At 44.1% G+C, this 20,532-nt stretch carries 22 protein-coding genes; 9 read left to right on the forward strand and 13 right to left on the reverse strand.

The window, feature by feature from the left end; all coding sequences use genetic code 11:
* Positions 1 to 525: 525 nt before the first annotated feature.
* A complete protein-coding gene (locus tag I8J31_RS15030) occupies positions 526 to 1,773 on the forward strand; it encodes a tyrosine-type recombinase/integrase (RefSeq protein ID WP_199469400.1) in 1,248 nt (415 codons plus the stop codon).
* Here the strand turns inward: I8J31_RS15030 and I8J31_RS15035 are convergent.
* From I8J31_RS15035 to moaC, 3 genes are read right to left on the reverse strand one after another with little or no spacing between them, the layout of a single operon-like run.
* Positions 1,770 to 2,225: a molybdenum cofactor biosynthesis protein MoaE gene (locus I8J31_RS15035; protein WP_199469401.1), complete on the reverse strand. Its 456-nt coding sequence runs from the start codon at positions 2,223 to 2,225 to the stop codon at positions 1,770 to 1,772. The genes I8J31_RS15030 and I8J31_RS15035 overlap by 4 nt on opposite strands.
* Positions 2,226 to 2,480 carry a MoaD/ThiS family protein gene (locus tag I8J31_RS15040; protein WP_199469402.1) on the reverse strand — a complete coding sequence of 85 codons (255 nt, stop codon included), beginning with the start codon at positions 2,478 to 2,480 and terminating at the stop codon, positions 2,226 to 2,228.
* On the reverse strand, positions 2,473 to 2,955 hold the full coding sequence (gene moaC / locus I8J31_RS15045) for a cyclic pyranopterin monophosphate synthase MoaC (protein WP_199469403.1): 483 nt from the start codon (positions 2,953 to 2,955) through the stop codon (positions 2,473 to 2,475). The genes I8J31_RS15040 and moaC overlap by 8 nt, the downstream gene beginning before the upstream one ends.
* A gap of 177 nt (positions 2,956 to 3,132) precedes the next feature.
* On the opposite strand from moaC, the gene I8J31_RS15050 reads away from it, so the two are divergent.
* The 3 genes from I8J31_RS15050 to trmJ all read left to right on the forward strand — a co-directional run bounded on the left by I8J31_RS15050 (position 3,133) and on the right by trmJ (position 7,823).
* Complete coding sequence (locus tag I8J31_RS15050) at positions 3,133 to 5,601, forward strand: EAL domain-containing protein (protein WP_199469404.1); 2,469 nt, start codon at positions 3,133 to 3,135, stop codon at positions 5,599 to 5,601.
* A 108-nt stretch (positions 5,602 to 5,709) separates the two neighbouring features.
* Positions 5,710 to 6,993, forward strand: a complete 1,284-nt coding sequence (locus I8J31_RS15055) for a J domain-containing protein (RefSeq protein WP_199469405.1) — start codon at positions 5,710 to 5,712, stop codon at positions 6,991 to 6,993.
* Between the two features lie 47 nt (positions 6,994 to 7,040).
* Entirely contained in the window at positions 7,041 to 7,823 is a 783-nt protein-coding gene (gene trmJ / locus I8J31_RS15060; protein WP_199469406.1) for a tRNA (cytosine(32)/uridine(32)-2'-O)-methyltransferase TrmJ, read from the forward strand.
* Between the two features lie 72 nt (positions 7,824 to 7,895).
* Here the strand turns inward: trmJ and efpL are convergent, their stop codons facing one another.
* From efpL to I8J31_RS15075, 3 genes are all read right to left on the reverse strand, one after another.
* Positions 7,896 to 8,468, reverse strand: coding sequence for an elongation factor P-like protein EfpL (gene efpL, locus I8J31_RS15065; protein ID WP_199469407.1), 573 nt, complete (start codon positions 8,466 to 8,468; stop codon positions 7,896 to 7,898).
* 97 nt (positions 8,469 to 8,565) lie between these two features.
* Positions 8,566 to 8,913 carry a nucleotide pyrophosphohydrolase gene (locus I8J31_RS15070; RefSeq protein ID WP_199469499.1) on the reverse strand — a complete coding sequence of 116 codons (348 nt, stop codon included), beginning with the start codon at positions 8,911 to 8,913 and terminating at the stop codon, positions 8,566 to 8,568.
* A 3-nt stretch (positions 8,914 to 8,916) separates the two neighbouring features.
* The gene (locus tag I8J31_RS15075; RefSeq protein WP_199469408.1) at positions 8,917 to 10,071 is read right to left on the reverse strand and encodes a M14 family metallopeptidase; all 1,155 of its coding nucleotides are present in this window, start codon (positions 10,069 to 10,071) and stop codon (positions 8,917 to 8,919) included.
* Between the two features lie 37 nt (positions 10,072 to 10,108).
* On the opposite strand from I8J31_RS15075, the gene I8J31_RS15080 reads away from it, so the two are divergent.
* Positions 10,109 to 10,624, forward strand: a complete 516-nt coding sequence (locus I8J31_RS15080) for a hypothetical protein (RefSeq protein WP_199469409.1) — start codon at positions 10,109 to 10,111, stop codon at positions 10,622 to 10,624.
* Between the two features lie 30 nt (positions 10,625 to 10,654).
* Positions 10,655 to 11,140, forward strand: a complete 486-nt coding sequence (locus tag I8J31_RS15085) for a putative 4-hydroxy-4-methyl-2-oxoglutarate aldolase (protein ID WP_199469410.1) — start codon at positions 10,655 to 10,657, stop codon at positions 11,138 to 11,140.
* Positions 11,141 to 11,194: 54 nt separating this feature from the next.
* On the opposite strand, the gene I8J31_RS15090 is transcribed toward I8J31_RS15085, so the two are convergent.
* Complete coding sequence (locus tag I8J31_RS15090; RefSeq protein WP_199469411.1) at positions 11,195 to 11,800, reverse strand: MarC family protein; 606 nt, start codon at positions 11,798 to 11,800, stop codon at positions 11,195 to 11,197.
* A 38-nt stretch (positions 11,801 to 11,838) separates the two neighbouring features.
* Positions 11,839 to 12,417 (reverse strand): HD domain-containing protein, encoded by a 579-nt coding sequence (locus I8J31_RS15095; RefSeq protein WP_199469412.1) that lies wholly within the window; start codon positions 12,415 to 12,417, stop codon positions 11,839 to 11,841.
* Between the two features lie 295 nt (positions 12,418 to 12,712).
* Between I8J31_RS15095 and I8J31_RS15100 the strand changes: the two genes are divergently transcribed.
* Positions 12,713 to 13,582: a lipase family protein gene (locus I8J31_RS15100; RefSeq protein ID WP_199469413.1), complete on the forward strand. Its 870-nt coding sequence runs from the start codon at positions 12,713 to 12,715 to the stop codon at positions 13,580 to 13,582.
* A 167-nt stretch (positions 13,583 to 13,749) separates the two neighbouring features.
* On the opposite strand, the gene I8J31_RS15105 is transcribed toward I8J31_RS15100, so the two are convergent.
* Together I8J31_RS15105 and I8J31_RS15110 are read right to left on the reverse strand one after the other, a co-directional pair.
* The gene (locus I8J31_RS15105; RefSeq protein ID WP_199469414.1) at positions 13,750 to 14,211 is read right to left on the reverse strand and encodes a GNAT family N-acetyltransferase; all 462 of its coding nucleotides are present in this window, start codon (positions 14,209 to 14,211) and stop codon (positions 13,750 to 13,752) included.
* A 33-nt stretch (positions 14,212 to 14,244) separates the two neighbouring features.
* Positions 14,245 to 14,658 (reverse strand): GFA family protein, encoded by a 414-nt coding sequence (locus I8J31_RS15110; protein ID WP_199469415.1) that lies wholly within the window; start codon positions 14,656 to 14,658, stop codon positions 14,245 to 14,247.
* A 239-nt stretch (positions 14,659 to 14,897) separates the two neighbouring features.
* On the opposite strand from I8J31_RS15110, the gene I8J31_RS15115 reads away from it, so the two are divergent.
* Both I8J31_RS15115 and I8J31_RS15120 read left to right on the forward strand, forming a co-directional pair.
* Positions 14,898 to 15,140, forward strand: a complete 243-nt coding sequence (locus I8J31_RS15115; protein WP_199469416.1) for a type II toxin-antitoxin system Phd/YefM family antitoxin — start codon at positions 14,898 to 14,900, stop codon at positions 15,138 to 15,140.
* A 16-nt stretch (positions 15,141 to 15,156) separates the two neighbouring features.
* On the forward strand, positions 15,157 to 15,465 hold the full coding sequence (locus I8J31_RS15120) for a type II toxin-antitoxin system RelE/ParE family toxin (protein WP_199469417.1): 309 nt from the start codon (positions 15,157 to 15,159) through the stop codon (positions 15,463 to 15,465).
* 14 nt (positions 15,466 to 15,479) lie between these two features.
* Here I8J31_RS15120 and I8J31_RS15125 read toward each other — a convergent pair whose 3' ends face one another.
* Genes I8J31_RS15125 through I8J31_RS15135 form a run of 3 tightly spaced genes read right to left on the reverse strand, consistent with a single transcriptional unit; the run spans position 15,480 to position 20,530 of the window.
* Positions 15,480 to 18,182, reverse strand: a complete 2,703-nt coding sequence (locus I8J31_RS15125) for a hsp70 family protein (protein WP_199469418.1) — start codon at positions 18,180 to 18,182, stop codon at positions 15,480 to 15,482.
* Positions 18,182 to 19,933, reverse strand: a complete 1,752-nt coding sequence (locus tag I8J31_RS15130) for an Hsp70 family protein (RefSeq protein ID WP_199469419.1) — start codon at positions 19,931 to 19,933, stop codon at positions 18,182 to 18,184. Before I8J31_RS15130 ends, I8J31_RS15125 begins: the two co-directional genes overlap by 1 nt.
* Before the next feature lie 3 nt (positions 19,934 to 19,936).
* On the reverse strand, positions 19,937 to 20,530 hold the full coding sequence (locus I8J31_RS15135; RefSeq protein WP_199469420.1) for a DUF2760 domain-containing protein: 594 nt from the start codon (positions 20,528 to 20,530) through the stop codon (positions 19,937 to 19,939).
* Positions 20,531 to 20,532 lie beyond the last annotated feature (2 nt).

The following is a 20,532-nucleotide window of genomic DNA, read 5'->3' on the forward strand; positions in this document are numbered from 1 at the left end:
GTAAGAAGAGTTAAGGCAGTTTTAGTAAAATTTTTCATATTCATCTCCTTTAGAGAAAGTTATTTGACTTTTATTTCTGAACTTTTAATCAGTTCAACGTTTCGATGTTTTACATATTAGTGTTTTAAAAATAAATAAATAGATGCCAAACAACACTTCCACCTTTTATTCGAATACGAATAAATACTTGTCACATTAACGATTTATCGCAAGAAAGAACGTCATTGCAGACTAAATGTGGAAACAATAACTAAATAGTCATGTATTAAAATATAAGAGATCAAAATATGAGCAGAGGTTATAGCAAAGAGTGCAAACAAAAGTAACACTTTGCATAAATGTCACAAACACCAACCTTTATCTATGCATTATTCAAAGAGTCAATCGTTAAAAATTCAGCGATTATTTAAAAACAAAAAGCCTTTCCCTGAAAAAGGTCTCAAAAATTCAACAGAAAATTCAACATAGATAGGGCTCAGCGAAAAAATTTGCTAATCTATCACCTCTGTTTGGATATGAAAGACTATGACGCCTTTTGCTTTAATCGATAACCTAGAACATTTGCCGAACCCTTTTACTCAATTCGATCGCATTGTAGCGAACTTAGAGGGAAGCATCCCCCAGCTAATGGATCCAGACTACCGTCGCGACCTACAGTTGGCCCTCTGTTTTATATATAGCTACAACGGCTCTCAAGCGACTTTTAACTCTTATCGAAGAGAAGTTGAACGCTTGCTGCTCTGGTCATGGCACAAGGCATCTTGCCCAACAACGCAATTAAAACGAGAGCAAATCGAGGAATTCATCCATTTTTGTATTTCACCGCCAGAAAGCTGGATAGGCACAAAAAATGTGGCTCGTTTTAAATTGTCCATGGGAGAGAGAGTCCCTAATAAATCTTGGCGACCTTTTGTTGCCCATGTCAGCAAACTAGAGTTTAAAAATGGTGAAACACCATTGGCAAAACAACACTCGCTTTCTCAATCAGCCATTCGAGCCACTTTTTCTATCCTGTCATCTTATTACGGCTTTCTCATGCAGGAAGATGCAGCACAACAAAACCCAGTGGCTTTGATCCGGCAAAAAAGTAAATTTGTCAAAAAAGAAATCACCAGAAAGCAAGTGAGACGCATCTCTAATTTACAATGGGATTACGTCATAGAAACCGCAGAAATATTAGCGCAAGAAGACCCAACTATGCATGAGCGAACCTTGTTTGTGATGAATGCCCTACTCGGTATGTATTTGCGTATTTCAGAATTAGTAGCTGATGAAAGGTCCGCTCCAGTCATGGGCGACTTTATTAAAGACTCAGATGGCCATTGGTGGTTTAAAGTATTATCGAAGGGAAATAAAGAACGACTCGTGGCGGTGTCTGACGACATGCTAAATGCCCTCATCCGCTACCGTCGCTTTCGTGATCTGCCAAACCTGCCAACCATCGCAGAAAATACGCCTTTAGTACCAAAAAATAGAGGTCAAGGCCCAATGACCAGCTCGAGACAGGTCAGGAACATTGTGCAATCCTGTTTTGATAAAGCCTACGAACGTATGTGTGAGGATGGTATGAGAGCCGATGCAGAAGACTTAAGAGTCGCCACTGTCCACTGGCTACGTCATACGGGCATTTCGGAAGATGTCAAAACTAGACCCAAAGAACACGTTAGAGAAGACGCAGGCCACGCCAGCATGGCGACGACAGATAAATACATAGACACAGAGTACCGAGAACGTCATGCCAGTGGCCGTAAAAAGACACTAAGGCCTCATTAACTTAAGTTCTTCCAACGTTCTAAACTTTTCTCATCTTTGGTATTGGCTTCTACCCATTTACTTTCGGTACCTTGTGTTTCTTTTTTCCAGAAGGCAGCTCGACTTTTTAGGTAGTCCATGATGAAATCACAGGCTTGAAAGGCTTCTGATCGGTGAGAAGCACTGACACCAACAAAGACAATTTGGTCGTCCACTAATAGACGACCAACACGATGAACAATGCAAACATCTAATAAAGGCCAACGTGTGTTCGCCTCATCTACAATCGCCTGTAAGTTATGCTCTGTCATGCCCGCATAATGCTCAAGCTCAAAGCTACAGGCTTCCTTGGGTAAATCAGCAAACTGACGAACTAAACCAACAAACATGGCAACAGCACCAGTCTTATTGGCTTTTAATAAATGGTTATATAGAGTATCCACCTGAAAGTCTTCTTGTTGCACTCTAATCATCTAGCCCCCTGTCACCGGAGGGAAAAATGCCACCTCTTTTACCGATGCAGAAACCATGTCGCCATCTCTCGCGAATTCAAAATCAATGGAGGATTGAATCCCGCTATCCAACAAGGTCTTACCATTTTCAAAGCACTCAGCCAAATGCTGTTTTAGCTGCCCGATACTCATTGGTAACTCAAGCTCAGCCTGATACGCGCTTTGGCCCAAAGACTCTTTAAGAGAAGCAAAGAAAACCACATTAACCTTAGACATCTGCTTTTTTCCAGTCACCGCTCTTCCCGCCCTTCTTCTCAAGCAAAGCCACATTATTAATAATAATGCCCTTATCGACGGCTTTACACATATCATAAAGTGTTAAAGCGGCGATGCTCGCCCCAGTTAAAGCCTCCATTTCTACACCCGTTTTCCCTGCCAAAGAACAGCTACACAATACTTCCAGCTCATTTTCACTTAAAACATTAATGTCCACACTCACCTTAGTCAGCATAAGTGGGTGACAAAGTGGAATAAGGTCAGAGGTTTTCTTCGCAGCCTGAATACCAGCAATACGTGCAGTGGCTAAAACATCCCCTTTCGGTAAACCGCCTTCAATTACTTTGGTTAAGGTAGAAGCCTGCATAAACAACACAGCTTGAGCTGTTGCTGTACGCTTAGTATCATTTTTATTTGAAACATCAACCATATGGGCATGGCCCTGATGGTCCAAATGAGTAAGTTTGTCGGTCATTAAAGTTCCTAAAGATTACACATATCGTAAAAATTTCATCTATATTTTAAGAAAGCACAAACGAATGCAAGCAAAGTCTAATGAATTCACAGAATCAGTGAGATCCACCCACAACTACACATTAATAAATGTCGACTTTAACACTGACAACATAACCTTCATGTAGGGCACGTAGCAATGAGACATTGGGCCAAGCTTTTTTTACTAACCTTATTGCTTTCGTCGCAATATGTTCTTAGCTCAGATCAATCTCAAAATAACACCCACACGTCTCTGCCAACCTATCAAGAAACAAGACAAACGTCCGCCCTCAATGTACTACAAACAGCCCAATTCCAACCAAATCTATACCAAGAATCGCAAGACTTTTCTAAACATGCCTATTGGCACAAACTTGAGTTTCCAGCCATCACTCAAACGCCCCCCAAACAAGCAGATAAAACCATTCATTTGGAACTCAACTACCATGTAATTGATTACCTCGATTTTTACGTATTCCAAAACAATAAATTAATCAACCATTGGCAAAGAGGAATGCGACAAGACTGGAATATGAAAGCAAAAGCCTATTATGGCATTTGGATACCTATTCCTCTTTCTAACAACCACAAAACGACCCTATTAATTCGTAAACAAGGCACCAGTCCGCTTCTTACTCCTATTAAATCTTTTAACCCGGAAGAAGCCGCATCAGAAAAGGAAGCTAGAAGGCTTTTTTGGACCATTACCATAAGTTGTCTAGCCATTTTATTCGCCCATAATTTCTTTGTCTTTATTTTGCTCAAGCAGCCTGGATTTATTTATTACCTTGCTCTCAACATTATAATTTTTGCATCACTTTCAGTACTTACTGGCTTTAATCGTTGGCTTTTTCCTGAGCAAATAAGCCAATGGCTAGTACATAATCTATTCTTCATATTTGGCCTAGGTGCATGGGTGCTCTATCGTTTCACCCTTTATTTTCTTCAAGAAGTTCGAATACCTGCCACTTCATCTTTTATTAGAAAATACGGAGATGGCGTATTTCTAGTTTTTCTATTAGTCACCCAAATTGCTTCAGTAAAAACCTCTGCGATACTATTTGCAGGTATTGAAGCCCTGCTATTTACAATTTGTATTTACTGGAGCATACGGGCCTATTCCAAAGGTTTTATTGCCGTTCGTTTTTACCTCTCTGCTTGGCTGGTTTTAATGATAGGAGCCCTATTAAACACCATGATTTATTGGCAAATATTGCCCCTTAATATGCTCACCGAATCTATCCTTCCAGCAGCCAGTGTTTTGCAATTACTCATTTTTTCCTTCGCTTTTGCCGACAAAGCAAAACACATAGAACAAGCTCGTCAACTGCAAACTCTAACAGATGCGGCCACCGGCCTACCAAATCGCTCCTATTATTTTGATACCTTAATAGAGTACTTACCGAAACAAGACCCAACAGAGCTTATCTTTGTTATGGTTAAAACCACTAGCCACCCACAATTAAGCCAAGCATTCGGACCAGAAGAAGCGGATTCTGCTATTGCTCAAGTGATGTTAAACATTAATCAACGGCTAATGAGCATGGACGGTATTTTATCTTTGCCTTTGCCAAATAAAAGCACTAAAAAACTCATCCATATTAACCCTGAAACCTTCGCATTTTTTAGTATCACCCCCACCGAGATCAACCAGCAAATTCAGCAACTTCAGAATACACTGACAACACCGACGCTAGTCAGTAAGGTGCAATTTCGATTGCAATACCAAGTAGGTAGCGCCCTTTACCCTTCACAAGGAGCAAATCTAGATAAACTCTATCAAAATGCTCTTATTGCTAGTCACTCAGTCACAAATTATTCACAGGGCTGGGTAACTTTTAATAATGAACTAAAAAACAATCATGCCCATCAACTACACCTAATCACACTGCTAACAGACGATATCCAGCAAGGAAAACTGTATTTTGAGATCCAACCTCAAGTCACTTTATCAAGCAGGGAGGTTATTGGTGGAGAAGTACTAGTACGTTGGCGAAATGAACACCTAGGTCAAATATCACCTGATGAATTCATTCCATTAGCGGAGCAAACAGGGCTCATTTATAAGCTAACAGATATGGTATTTGACAAGATTTTCCAGTGGACCGCAGAGCACCCAAGGATACTCAGTGCCCAAAGTTTATCTATTAATATATCGGCACTTGATCTTCTACAAAGTGACTTTGCAGAACGCATCACAACATTAAGCAAACGCTATAACCTCAAACCGGAAAATTTCACCATAGAAATCACAGAAACCAGTGCCCTTCATAATAATGAAATCGTGGATAATAACGTCAAACATCTGCATCAAGCAGGGTTCAAACTGTCCATTGATGACTTTGGCGTCGGGTACAACTCCATGCAAAATATCATTGCATTAGAAACAGGTGAATTAAAAATCGACCGATTCTTTGTCATTAACCTCCTCAATAACCCACAGAGCCAAACCCTATGCCAAAGCATAATCAACCTAAGTAAAACACTAAACATTACCTGTGTTGCTGAAGGAATTGAATCAGAAGAAGTCGCCCAACTATTACAATCATGGCATTGCCAAATAGGACAGGGGTATCACCTACATCGCCCCATGTCTCCAGATCAATACCTTGCCCTATTAAGCTAATTACCACCTTGCTCACTGCAACTTAATGAGGCTTTGTCACTGTTAATAAATCGTGCATAATGCTTTGGTCAATTTATTATAAACAGCACACTTAATACCTAGGATTGCATGAGCCTTATAGACGACTACCAATTGCTGGAGATTCCTACCTCCGCCAGCGAGCAAGACGCCAAAAGCGCTTTCAGACGTTTAGCAAGACGCTATCATCCAGACAAAAACCCTGACATAGATACCACAGAGCACTTCCAACGCTTGCAGGCGGCCTACCAAAATGTGCAAGACGCCATAAAACAAGGTATGCAAGTTAACGATTGGAAGCCTTATAGCTTCACCCAAGCTCATACTCAAAGTCGCTCAGAAAACAACCGCTACCACGCCTCTTCTGCTACAGACAAAGAACAAAAAGCCTTTATCAAAGAACGGCAGCGCGCCTATGAAGAAATGAAGCGCAATAGCATGCAACAGGAGAAAACGCGTAACGACGCGATCAAATCAGCACGCAATACACTCAATGAAAAGCGCGTTAAAGCCATCTATGAAGAAGCCTTTAAAAGCTCAAAAAATTTTACCTCACAAGGTTACACTGAAAACCAACAAAGCTATCAGCAAACAGACATTCCACCTTATCAATCCTTTGTTGATCATGAAGAAACACCACCTCAAAGTACTCAAACGGTTAGCCGCCCTATCCGCCTATATGCTGCGAAAGCGGCTTTTCGAGCCGCCACTTATATTGCCTGCTTCGCCGCTGGCATTTATACCACTTTATACTGGCAGTCTGCCCAACAAACAGCACTAGAAGAAACCTTAGACACGTCCTATATACGCGGTCTTTACCCACAATTCCGCACCGGTACAAACTACAGCTTAACGGACATCAAGTTGTATGCGGAACCTGATCTATCGACGACGGAATTACTCGGCATCCCCATGCTTTCCAACTTACAAAGCATCAAAATGCAGGGGGACTGGTTGACCGTCCGCTACCAAGGAGTCAATGGTTGGGTACAAGCAAAAGATGTTGGCTTTGGTTCAGCGCAAACCGCCATAGATAAAAATTGCCTAGGACAGCCGGGAGTAGCGCCTCGGCACGGGCAAGTTATTGGCAATGCCAGTGGCAAAAGTCGATTACGCATACTCAATCAACTGCAATCCCCTAGCATGCTAAGATTTGAATCCTTCGATGGTCAGGCTCCCTTCTCTATTTACCTGAATGCCAGACAAGCCTACGCCGCCAATTACATTCCCCGTGGTCGTTACCGCTTGGTATTAGAGACAGGTTCCCTGTATCATCACGCCTGTAATCAATTCCTCTTTAACGACACAACCAAAGTCATTTTAGAAAATGTTGATTTTGCTGGCACTGAGCAAACCCTCACGCTAAAGCAATAAATCAAAGCCCTTTCTAAAGACAAACAACCCTGAGTACATCAAGACCCATGCTAAGTAATATCCGAATCGTACTGATTAACACCTTTCACCCAGGCAACGTCGGCGCTATTGCCCGCGCGATGAAGAACATGGGACTCACTAATTTATATTTGGTCGACCCAAACGACTACCCATCAGAAGAAGCCACCAGCCGAGCGGCGGGTGCCGTGGATCTGCTCGAAAATGCCACCCTGGTATCAACTTTAGAAGACGCTATTGCGGATTGCAGTCTAGTGGTGGGCACCAGCGCCCGTCATCGTACTTTCCAACTACCATTAATGAACGCCCGAGAATGTGCTGAAAGCGTGATTCCAGAAGCCAAAGACCATAACGTCGCCATTGTCTTTGGTCGTGAGACCACAGGGCTTCTAAACGAAGAAATCGCCCAGTGTCATCGCCAAGTGTACATCGACGCCAACGACGAATACCCAGTATTGAACATCTCCCAAGCGGTACAAATTGTCGCTTATGAAATTTGGATGGCCAACCAAAATAACTGTTTCAAGAAAACAGAAGCGCCAGAATATCCCCGTAAAAAAGACATGGATCTGTTCTACGAACACCTAGAAGAAACCCTCTACGGTATCAACTTCATTATTCGTAACCATCCGGGGAAAGTATTAGATAAGCTGCATAGGTTCTTCAACCGCTCTCGCCCTGAAAAACAAGAGCTGGGTATCTTGCGAGGCGTTCTCGCCGCCGTACAGCGCGAAGCAGGACTAACAGAAGCCAACAATCATCCCGAAAAGCGTAGCGTCACAAAAAATGACGTCAAAGAAAAGCCTGAATAACAAAAGTACCTTTTCAATAGCAATAAAAAACGCAGCCACTTGGCTGCGCTTCAATCATAACGAGATGCCTTATTATTTATCTGCTCGACCCGCAAACTTACGCTCTTCCACATTGACCTTAATACGGTCTCCTGTAGAAATATGCTCAGGCACCTGAACAATCGCCCCTGTCGACAAGGTAGCAGGTTTATTTCGTGACGTGGCGGAAGCGCCTTTAATAGAAGGATCCGTTTCGATCACCTCTAGCTCAACATTGGTCGGCAGATCCAAAGCGACTGGTGCGTCATTAACTAGAATTACCTGAATGCCCGTGGTTTCTTCATTAATAAACAGCATTTCTTCTTCAATCGCGGACTTATTCAAGTTATAAGGCGTGTAATCTTCATTATCCATGAAGACATACTCGTCGCCATCTTCATAAGAAAACATCGCTGGTCTGCGAATCAAATCCGCCAAACCAATCATCTCTGAGTCTTTAAAGGTTTCGTCTACCTTGCGGCCAGTCACCACATCGTACATACGCATACGATACAAGCTGCCGCCAGCTCGACCCTGAGGTACTGAGCGTTCAATGTCTTTTACAATAAAAGTTTTGCCGTCATAATCGACAGCCATGTTCTTTTTAATTTCACTCGCCTTAGGCATTTTTTGTCGTCCTAAAAATAACGTGTTATAAAATCGATATCAGTGTTTAAATTCGTTCATGATGCTAATCTACTTCTGTGCAGACCGCTAGAGTAAACTAATACTGATTATATTTTTTTGACTGGCCTTTGACTTTATCAGTTGGATAACGCTCAGCGTTTTTAATGATTTTCTGTTGCGCGGCAGAAAGCAGATCAATATCCAGCTTATCGGCAAGACGTATAGTAAATAACAACACATCCGCCAACTCCTCTTGCACCGCCTGTTGTTGCTGAGCATCTAATTCATAGGATGCTTTTTCTGTGAGCCAACGAAAACAATCCAGTAACTCTGCGGTTTCTCCTGCTAACGCCATTGACAGGTTTTTAGGCGAATGGAATTGCTCCCAGTCCCTTTCCTGTGCAAATTGACGCATCGCCAACTTAAGCTCGGCTAAAGAATCCATCACTTAGCCTTCCACCTTCATCTGTGGGCTCATAATCACTTGATAGATAGGATACAACACATCCGCACCCAAAATTTTCGCTCGTTCAGGAGACCACCCCACCACCTCATCCGGCAAATTTTGGTTGTCTTTAAAGGGCATTTCCAAGGTAAAAGAAAGACACTTATAGGTTTCCCCTACCCACTTAGTCGCTACCGTTAAATTAGCCTCACCAAATTGATCAGGGGCATAGCCCAATTCACTTTGAAAATCTGGACTGACCGCTTCAAACACATCCTTAAATAAATTTTCCATGGCTGCCATACGATTATCAAACGAAGGCACTCCTTGACAACCGTCGACAAAATTCACAGGTAGGGCCTCATCACCATGAATGTCCAAGAACAAATCTACTCCCGTTTCGGCCATCTTCGCTTGTACGGCCAAGACTTCAGGGCTGAATTCCTTAGTCGGATTCTTCCATTCACGGTTTAAATTGACGCCTTTAGAATTCACTCGCAGATTACCATGCACAGCCCCATCAGGGTTCATATTCGGCACCACGTAAAAACGGCACTGTCTCAAAAGAGAACGGGCAATCGGGTGAGATTCATCAAACAAACGCTCTAGTAAGCCTTCTATAAACCATTCCGCCATGGTTTCACCCGGATGCTGACGGGCAATGATCCAGATGTTCTTCGCTAAACCTTGGGTTTTGCTGACTTCTAACAAGGTGATATCACGACCTTCGGCGGTTTCACCCAAATGATCAGTAATACAATCCTCATGGCTAGCTGCCCACGCCACCATATCAAGGTGCCTTTCATAGCTGTAAGGGGCAAAATAGGCATAATACACACTGTCTTGTTCCGGTTGATGGGAAATCACCAACTTGCCATCGACATAGTCAGTCGGCACACGGAACCAATATTCGCGGTCATAGGAGGCCACGGCTTGATAATTCGTCCAACCATCTGGGTAAGCCGCATCACTGGCATTTTCAAAATGAATGGTGCATTGCTCTCCCATTCCACCCTGTAAGCGAAAATAAAACCACTGCAAGAATTTAGAGTTTGTATCATTAGGGATCTTTACTCTAATATTGTCCGGCTCCAAGGCTTCAATCACGGAGATGTTACCGCCATCAAATGCACTACTGATCTTGATTCGGCTGGTCATTTATTTTTCCTTAACAATCAGGTATTGGTTCTACATTATGGCAAGTTTACCTATATTCATGACGGCTGTCGCCAACTCTTCCGACGAGCCAGCTTTCCCACTACTCTTCACTTGGTCAACGCCAGAAACTCAAGTAAAAGAAGTACTGGTGATCCCAGACGATAAGTGGCTAGAAAACCACACCATTGAACCCAACCTTCATGACCTTAACGAACAACAACTTTACGAATTTGGATTTGAAGCCAGCGACATACTCGCAGAATGGACCAACGAATTTGATACCGACGTCATCTACGGATTAGACCCCGATGCTATCAGCCTATTGGTGCAAGCCACTTACGACACCAAAGGTCTTGAACCAAGCTTTGAAGTGCAAAGCATCCACTCTTGGTTTGAAGAGCGAGATGTCAACCTAGACGACGCCGTAGCAGAGCAAGGTAACAACACGCCATTGCATTTACTTCCGCCCGATGAACTCGTCATCCAACTGCTGCACATTGCGGTAGAGCACGGCCTTATCGACCCAAGCGACATACCAGACCAAGTAGACTGATTCGATTCATCACAAACAAGAGGTGCCCCTATGAAAGACCTGCTGCCAGATTTATGTGACCTGTATCCAGAGCAACTGAAAATTGCCGAGCCTATCTTCACCTCCTACGGTAAACGCAGTCACTTCTATGGTGAAGTAGTGACCATATCCTGCTTTGAAGACAACAGCCGAGTACGTGAACTCGTCAATGAAAACGGCACAGGAAAAGTCATGGTAATCGATGGCGGTGGCAGTAAAAGACGGGCCCTATTAGGCGACATGCTGGCACAAAAAGCCGCCAACAATGGCTGGGAGGGTTTTGTAATTTATGGTGCGATTCGAGACATCGCCGCTCAAGCGACAATTGAGGTCGGCATTCACGCCCTTTGTGCTCATCCCATGCCAACGGAAAAGCGTGGCCTTGGCGATCTAGGAAAATCCCTACACATCGCAGGAATCCAGATTGCCCAAGGGGATTATATTTATTGCGACCTTAATGGCATCGCGGTAGCAAAAAAGCCCCTTACTTTGCCATAACAAAATAAGAGGCCTTTTCACGATGTTACGAGCATGGTAATCATGCAAAGATCTCTACAAGACCGTGTGCGTAATCAACCCTCTTACGCCATTCACCAACATCTGCACCGACATCATCAACAACAGCATCCCCATCAAACGCTCTAACGCGGCTAAACCCTTCTCCCTTAGAATTCGGTTCAGCAGTGGCGCCATCATCAAGATCACCACAGAAATGCCCCACGCCGCCATCACTGCAATCAATAAATCGTCTTGCTTAGCTGGAAACCCTTTCACCATCACCAACAATGTCGCCAAGGTAGACGGCCCAGCCAACATAGGAATGGAAATCGGCACGATAAAAGGTTCCATCACAGGCCCAGATTCCAAACTAACCGGTTTCGGGAAAATCATCTTCAGGGCAATCACAAACAACACCACACCACCCGCAATAGAGATCGACTCAGTCTCTAAATGCAGCAAGGCTAGGAATTGCGCCCCAAAAAACAAAAAACACACCAAAATGATCAGACCGATCAAACCGTCTCGCAAAACAATTTGATATTGACGTTTCTGCGGCACGCCCTTCATCACTGACAATAAAATTGGAATATTACCAAACGGATCGATGACGAATAAAAACAACAAGGTAGCAGATAAAATCGAAAATTCAGCACTCATTAAATACTCATTCTTATTTTCTTGTACGAATCTATAGTTTACTCGAGAATGCCTTGATCTACAGCCTCTTCTAACTTACCACGCATTACCGACCAGAGTACTTCGCTGCCTTGCCCAATGCGTTGATTAACAGAAAAAACCTGCTCCTTGCTGATACCATGCTTTTTCCAACTATGGCCATCTCCGTGAATGTTATGCAGTAATGGCGGGACTCTATCGATGGCCTTGGCAAAACGAGCATCCGCCGTATCACCAGATTCAAACTCATGCCATAAGGTAAAAAAATCGTTACCCATGTCATCTGGTAAAAGAGACAAAATACGCTGAATCCCAGCTATTTCCTCCTTCTTTACCGCCGCTGTTTCACTGGCATATACTATGGTATCCCCTGCATCTATTTCACCCAGATCGTGTATCAATAACATCTTGATCACACGATCAATGTTAACCGCTTCATTTGAAAAACTGTGCAACATCAAAGCCGATAAACACACATGCCAACTGTGCTCGGCGGAGTTTTCATAACGTTCCAAACCAACTGGCTTGGTATTACGTTGCACGTCTTTAAGTTTTTCTATCTCAACAATAAAAGTGAGTACTTTTTCTATTGCTTCCATAACGCTTCCTTAAAGGTTCAATTTTTTATGAGTCAATCATAATTGCTTAGCCAGTTCCCTAAACCTACTGACAGCATTCCAGTTTCTAGCGGTAACAGACGTTCGACTTTGACAACTGGCTTTAGAACTTAGCATTCGATACTCCATTAATGAAAAAACCACTCAGTATGGCAAAGCTTTTATGAAATTTAAAAGCTATAAAACAAAAATGTCTGCTTAACGCAAAGACACTATTAGATTGTGGCATTTTTTAGTACCCTCACCGACTTCGAGTAAACGAGCTGACACACTAAACATGTTTAAAATATTAATCGCCATTATCACTCTTACTTTACTGAATCCATTTCAGGCTGCTTTCGCTGGACAAAATTTCGCAGAGATTAAAATCCAAGCCCAGTTATCGAACGACTCTTACCTTGAAGCAGCCGAGATTAAAAACGTACTTCAACAACAAGCACAAGAATTCGTTCATCAAGCCGTGATTCCCGTTTCCGAAGTGAGTTACTTTTTGAGCCAAGCCAATGACGTGCAGAACATCGCTATCCGAGGCACAGCAAACCTAGAAAATGCCATGTTGGATTTGGATATTTCATTGCAACCCGACGCTAAGCTTGATATCGACCTACATAGGGGCTTTGCCTCAGGCGCGAAAGCTGTTTATGAAGATATAAAACCTTTTCTTAGCACTGACAAACCAGTGCAGATAACAGGACACAGTTTAGGCGGAGCCATCGCTGTCATACTTGCCATGTATTTGCAGCAGGATGGTTATCAAGTCACCCAGGTCATAACCTTTGGCCAGCCGAAAGTCACCAATGTCACAGGCGCGAATAAATTTTCAGACTTACCTCTAACTAGAGTCGTTACACCCAACGACATAGTGCCATTGGTGCCACCTCTAAGCCCTTTGCAGATAAAGAACTTGGATATCTATTGGCATATGGGAGAAGAGATCATTTTAAGAGGTGATAACAAATACGCACAGACCAACGGCGTCAAAAGCATGTTAAGAGCCACCAAATTCACCACTTCTATCCCGAGTGACAAAAACCTCTTAGCCCATCAAATGACAACCTACATGAGCTTAATCGATGAACTACAGGACTCACCTGTAGAGGTTCCCTATAAAACGAACATAGGCTTGTTTGGCTTTTCGTTAGACTGATCTAATTACAGGATTCTTTCTGGAAAAATGATCAAAGACAAAAGGTGATGATCTTTAAAGTTTAAAACCACGCGACCTAATGACAACGTTTAAACCAAAAGTTGAAATGACATTCCTCCACAAAACTAGCGTCTACCTGATTAGAATGTCATTTCACTTGGTATGGACTAGTTTACAGCGAGTAGATAGGTATTAAATTTATTGCCCAAAATGTCACTTTCGTAGGTTTTTTTAGCCATTTTTTGCAGAAACTTATAGTTAGGACGGGTATGTAGAAAATGAATGTAAACTTCGTCATGTCCCATCGCTTTAGCCCAGCCCATCATTTCATGGAATATCTTAATACCAAGCCCCCACGAACCATCGTCTATCACTATTGCGATCTCGTACTTAGCATCCTCTAGCTGGATACCGCACCACCCAATAAGTTGATCATCTACATTTATAGCGCGGACTTTACATCCATGGCTAGCATCAACGTCTACCTTAGATTTCATCCAAGCTGCAGCAGAATCGCGGTCAAATAATTCATGTTGGATCAAATGCTCTCTAATTTTTAGCTTATTTAACAGAGGTAAAAAGCTTTCTGGATTTACCTCACTAAATTTTACATATTCTATCGTAGGCATAATGTTCCCAAGTTCGATGCACCGCTAACTCTGTTACCCTTCTGCTTCAAAATGCGCAAATACTTCAGCACCCGTCATATTGTGTGTTTCGTTTTTGAACTCATAATATTCGGGCTTTTCATCAATAAATATTTGGTGGGTAAAGGTAAAGTGATCATCCGTTTGCAACAAACCAATAGGAAGATGATACTGATTCGCTGGTTTAAGGTAATAAAATAAATGGGTGCCGCATTGTTTACAAAAGCCCCTATCTGCCCACTCTGATGATGAATACCTTGTAACACTTGTTTCATCTGATATTTTTACAGAATCAGCACAGTCGATTGCGAGCATTGGACCGCCACCCCAGTTGCGACACATACTACAGTGGCATACCGCTATTTCGCTGCTGGCATACTCAACTTCTAAAGTAACTGAACCACATAAACACTTACCATGGCTTTTCATAGACCCTCCAATTTTTTATGAGAGATACTTTTCATCCGCTAACCTAGAGCTTTGCGTTAATTTTGTAGCCGCGAAGCAATGCAAAAATAGTCCGTCAACTTCTGCACTCGGCCCCCGCGATCGAACCATCTACTTTTAAAATAACGCCCATTCATAACAAAAATCACACGATTTAATCACTTTAATTAAAAAGCACCATAAATTATACTTTTGTGTAATTTTAAACATGGAACTTAATCATGCATACACTAACAGCAAACGATGCCAAGAGAAATTTTGGCGAACTACTTTTAAACGCTCAACGTGAACCTGTCATCATTAGTAAAAATAGTAAAAACACGGTTGTGGTTATGTCGATGAAAGACTTTGAAGAGCTTGAAGCCATGAAGCTTGATTACCTTAAACACTGCTTTGAGTCGGCAAAAAAAGATTTAGACAGTGGAGCCACTGTCGATGGTGACGCTTTTATAAGCTCTCTTTAATAGTTCATTAACACATATGCAGGACAAACCATACAAACTCAGCCGCTTAGCCCAAGAACATCTACTAAAAATCAAGAGCTATACGGTAGAAAACTATTCAGACGCACAGTGGCAAAAATATAAAACCACCTTACTTTCTGGCTTTCAAAATTTGGCCAATAACGAAGGATTGGGGCGAAGCTGTGATGACATCTATCAAAAAGGCTTCTATTTTCCTGTCGGTAAACATGTAGCCTATTACACCAAAGAAAAAGACTTTATTCTTATCGTTGCCGTTTTAGGACAATCCCAGCTACCTCAAAAACACCTTGATAGTCGGGCTTAAAGCCCTGACAAAAACTAAAGTCGCAACCCAATCGGTAGGCTTTCACCAAGCAATGCATTAAGTTCGTCTTCGTTGATTTCATTCTTGCTAGATAAACGCTCTAACCATTGGATTGGACATTTGTCTTTCTTCAGCTTGGCAGCCACTTTTTTTCGATAACCGGTCATTTTCTCGGTTTCGTCTGTCGAGACCTGACTCATAAGCACCGCAGCGAGACCTGCCTGTTTGCGCTTTTTCCAGTCTTCTTTCAATGCTGCATCCAATAGCGGATAAAGGTCTGCTTCCGGCAGTCTGGCATCAAGGTCATGGGACAAAAGTTGACGAGAGGCCAAGCGCCCTACCGTCCACCATGCGGTATCGGGTTCAGAGGATTTCTTCAGACGCTTTACCAACCAATCAATAGCGGTTGTTTTGTCATCATATGACAAGCCTTCTAGCGCACCGACAAGGCGAATCAAGTCATCGCTAGAACGCGTTGTCAGGGTTTTCATTTTCTCCCGCGAACGTTGACCAGTGGGCGAATAAAACTGACTAAATTCTTTGAATAAAGCCTGTTGACGGCTTTCGTCTAAACCACCAGCAATGCGGCGATAAAGCGTCCAGTATTGGCCCCACACGGCGGCGCTATCATGATGCGTGCCCGCTTTAATGAGGTTGACCACTTGCGTCACACGCGCTGCATCTTCATCGGCACCATAACCGGGGCGTAAACAATAGCCGACAAGCTGTAACCATTGACGTTCATGCTGCGCACTTTTCATTCGGCCTGATTTCACGCTAAGCAACTTGTCTACCAAGCGCCGCGAAGTGGCTAGGTTCCAATCGTCACGGGAACCCAATAACTGATCCAAATCTTGCTTAAGAGATTTAACGAGATCTGGGTTTTGCTTTTGACCGGCACTAGAAAAGCATGTCACCAAGTGTTCTTCAGCCGCGCCCATGTTACCGTGCAGTAAAGCTTGCTTGCCTGAACCTTCCTCTTCTGCTGCTGCATCTTGTTGAGTAGAAAAATCCAACCGCCAAACATCACGCTGATTTTCTGCTTTCAATTCAACTTGCAACACACCGACTTCGGTGAGTTGAACCGCGAGCTTGACACTAATTTGATTAGCCGCTTGAGAAGCATCCAGCTCGGTCGTCAAAGTCGATACATAATGCAAATCATCGCCACGGCGGACTTGCCCAGACAGACATTCAAGATGATCCTCAGAACGATACAAGGGGAACTGAACGCGCTCACCCAAAGTCAGTTGAAAATCTTGATCCAGTGTCAGCACTTCCCCTTTAGGAGTGCCTTTCGGCAAGATGCCAACAAACTGATCTTCGTCTATTTTCAGGTACAAAGCATGGGCTGCGCCGCTTTCAATGCGTGCGCTCTCCCCTGCAAGGGCGCTCAAATACAAGGCAGCACCCTTAGCTACCGCGTCATTAGGTTCCGGCGCGATGCAAGCCAAGATAGGGGACGAAGACCAGGTATTTAATTGTCCAAGCAAGCGCTCTTTCAATATAGGGCTATTGAACAAGCCACCATTGAATAACACCGCATCAGGCATGTCGCTGCCCGTCGCGGCTTGAATATCTTTTTGGTGTGCTGTTAGAAAAGCCGCTAGATGGCGAGTGAAAGCCGGATCAGTTTCATAAGGCAAGCCCAAGGTATGCATGGCGTAACCGCTCTTTTGCACCCCAGTATTCAACTCTATTTGCGGAAAAAATCCAGATTGAACCTGTTCTAATAAAGCATCACGAGCCACATGAAATTTTTGCGAGCCACCGATCAAACGACTACCGCCACCCAATACCCTAATACTGAGTTGCTCTGGGGCATCGTCACCCAACAAGGTTTCTTTCGCCTGACGAGTTTGCTGAACCAAGGCGGCTAAACGAGTCGCTGACAGCGCCGAGATTTGCTTTGGATCGAGCTGAAAAGCCAAGGCTTGGTCAAGGTTGTCACCACCTAATAACAGGTGCTCCCCCACCGCGATACGCTTAAGCGCTATTTTATCTTTAACAGGATGAATCGACACCAAACTAAAGTCACTGGTACCACCACCAATGTCTACCACCAAGAGCATTTTTTTATCTGCTAATGCCGACAACTTAGCTTCGTCATTCATGTAGTAATAACAAGCCGCTTGCGGTTCTTCGAGTAAATAGAGGTTAGATAAGCCCGCCAAGTGAGCCGCTTCTAAGGTCAAAGCACGGGCTTCTTCGTCAAAGGAGGCGGGTAAGGTTAAGGCAACCGCTTGATTTTCCAATGGTGCATTAGGAAACTGATGGTTCCAACTGGCATGAATATGAGCAAGTAACGCACGACTGGCATCTAAAGGGCTGAGCTTTTTCGCAATGTCACTGCCCCACGGTAAGATATTAGAACGACGATCTACCTGTCGATGGCTTAACCAGCTCTTCGCGCTTTGCACGAGCTGGTTGGCTCGACGTTGACCTAACGCCAAGGCGCCGACGCCAACTATTTTGTCTCTATCTTCACCGCGCCCCACTTTTGACCAAGGCAATACAGACTCTCGCTTTTCATCCTTGGCAATCAGGTAAATCGCACTAGGAAGATGGGTAAATTCCTGCACCGAACCGTCGGCCATGCATTGTGGAATAGACAACAATTTAGGCATAGCTACATGATTCGATACTGTTGAAAGGTAAGAGACGACGCAATTGGTCGTCCCTAAATCAATTCCGACTCGATAGGTCGATACAGCCATTAGGACTCCCTAACTAAAAACTCGATGGTCCAGACTAAATCAGATTGAGTATCGTGGGCTTGGAGCAATAACAGACCAAGTTCCGTCACTCTAGAGGTCAAATAAATGCGCACCATGTCGCCTTCTTTATAGTGCCCTGCCTCTAAGCTGACAGACAAAGGGTTCAACTCGCTCAACTGACCAATCGCGAAGGATGAGATAACTTTACCTATGCTGTCTACATCACTGGTTTGCGATTGAAAAAAACGAAAGGTGACGACTTCACCCACGACCAAAGAAAACTCATTCGGTAGCATTTGCTCTTCTGAGCCTTCTTCCAAACCGAAAGGTGCCACACATAAGGCATCAACAGGGGGCACCATGCCCGGAATCGCTGGCATAGGGCTAGCAACGCCAATGTAATAATTGGCCGCTAAGCCACTTTTCACCTTAACACCGCCCTCAGCTTGAACCTGTGCGTAATAGGTCGCTCCCTTGGCCACCGCATAGTCCAAGTGGGAAGGTGCTAGCATAACAAGCGGACCGTCTGCCAATAAGCTTTCTATTCGAGCCTCTATAGTGCTGCGAATAAGTGGCGCGTTAAAAACCCCGCCATTGAGCAATACCTTGCTTGGCTTAATATTATGCTGGGCTAAGAATTCGCTGATGTGTCGAGTGATGGCAGGGTCACTTTCGTAGTCCAAGTTAATGCGACTAAAACCGCTACGGGGTGTTTTTTGAGCTCGCTCACCAAACTGTACAACAGGAAAAAAGCCATCAATCAATAATTGCTGCACTTCCACTTGGCTCAAGCTGGCTTTGATACTGTTATTAAACAAGCTACGGCCACGGCTAGGCACGACGACACTCACCCTGTCTAAGTCAGCATTTGACAATAGACGTTCTTTAGCGTCCCGGCAGGCTTGAGTTAACCCAGTAATCTGCCATGCCTCTAGATTAGTGCCCGCTTGCGCCAACTGGGCGGCTAAATGGTAGGTCAGCGTCATATCCATGTTGTCGCCACCCAATAAGATATGACGGCCCACAGCAACACGCTCTAATCCTAAAGCCCCCTCTTGCTCGACCGCTTTTATTAGGGACAAATCTGTCGTGCCACCACCAACATCGACCACTAGGATGTGTTCGTTAACCTCTAAACTGTCAGTCCAAGATGCTTGATCACTCAACCAAGCATAGAAAGCCGCTAGGGGTTCTTCAATTAAACGTGCGCGTAAGCCTAAGCTTTGCGCCGCTTGCTCAGTAATCGTACGAGCCGCCGGGTCAAACGACGCAGGAATGGTAATCACCACATCTTGCTCGCTCATCGGCGCATTGGGAAAAGCCAACGTCCAAGCATTAACTAGGTGTGACAATAAGGTTTCTGTTATGTGTGCTGGCGAGACCTTGCTGACTTCTTCTAGAGCATCCACGGGCAACACCGTTTCGTCTGCGCCCACGCTAGCATGGCAAAGCCAGCTTTTGGCGCTTTGCACGAGACGGCCAGAGGACTTGGCCCCAAGTTCGCGGGCTAACTGGCCCACAATGGCATCGGTCTTGCCCCAAGGAAGCTGCAAATCACTTTCAAGGAATTCTGTTTTGTGCGGAAAATACACAAAAGATGGCAGTAGAGTTAACTCATCCACTCTACCCGCCGCGGTAAACTGCGGAATCATCAGTTGTTGAATGCCACTCTGTCCTGCACCGCCTGTTGCTGAATAGTAGACAGCCGAATGGGTGGTACCTAAATCGATACCAATAAAATAATCACTCACGCATTAAACCTCGACTTCGGCAGGCGCTAAAATATGCAGGCTATCGGTACTGGCAACTTTAGGTAAACGTGTTTCCACCACCTTCCAACCGGGATGAATCAAGGTACCAGTGTAAGGGCCATCGCCTGCTACTCGACCTTGCAGCTTAACTTGCTTGGCATCGTAACCCACAGGAATGTCTATGCGACTGTTTTCTGCTGCGTCCTTCACCGTTTCAATGGTGAAGTGTTGCTGAATCACCTTAGCGCAACCAGCGTGAATCTGGCGCGCGGCCGCACCCACATCCGCATCGTCGTAACCGTCAATGCTTTCTTGGGTAAAGTCGATAAAGCGTGCTTCCTGCTGCAAGAGTTGCAACAACTGGTATGCCCCATCGGAACTTACCGTATCCAAAGCTGGCGCCGCGACTTCAATTTCACGAATCACTTCAACCGTCTCTGTGATGGTTTGTGGCTCCGTTTCACTGGCTAACACGTCACCCGCAGCAATCTGCTGACAACGAGCAGCGTAATCACCACTTCCCATGTATTTAAAAAACTGCCCAAAGGCACCAAAAAAGCGTGGAACAAACGACACTGGCGTAATTTTTTTACTCATAA

Source organism: Marinomonas transparens (assembly GCF_016463975.1).
Classification (GTDB): Bacteria; Pseudomonadota; Gammaproteobacteria; order Pseudomonadales; family Marinomonadaceae; genus Marinomonas; species Marinomonas transparens.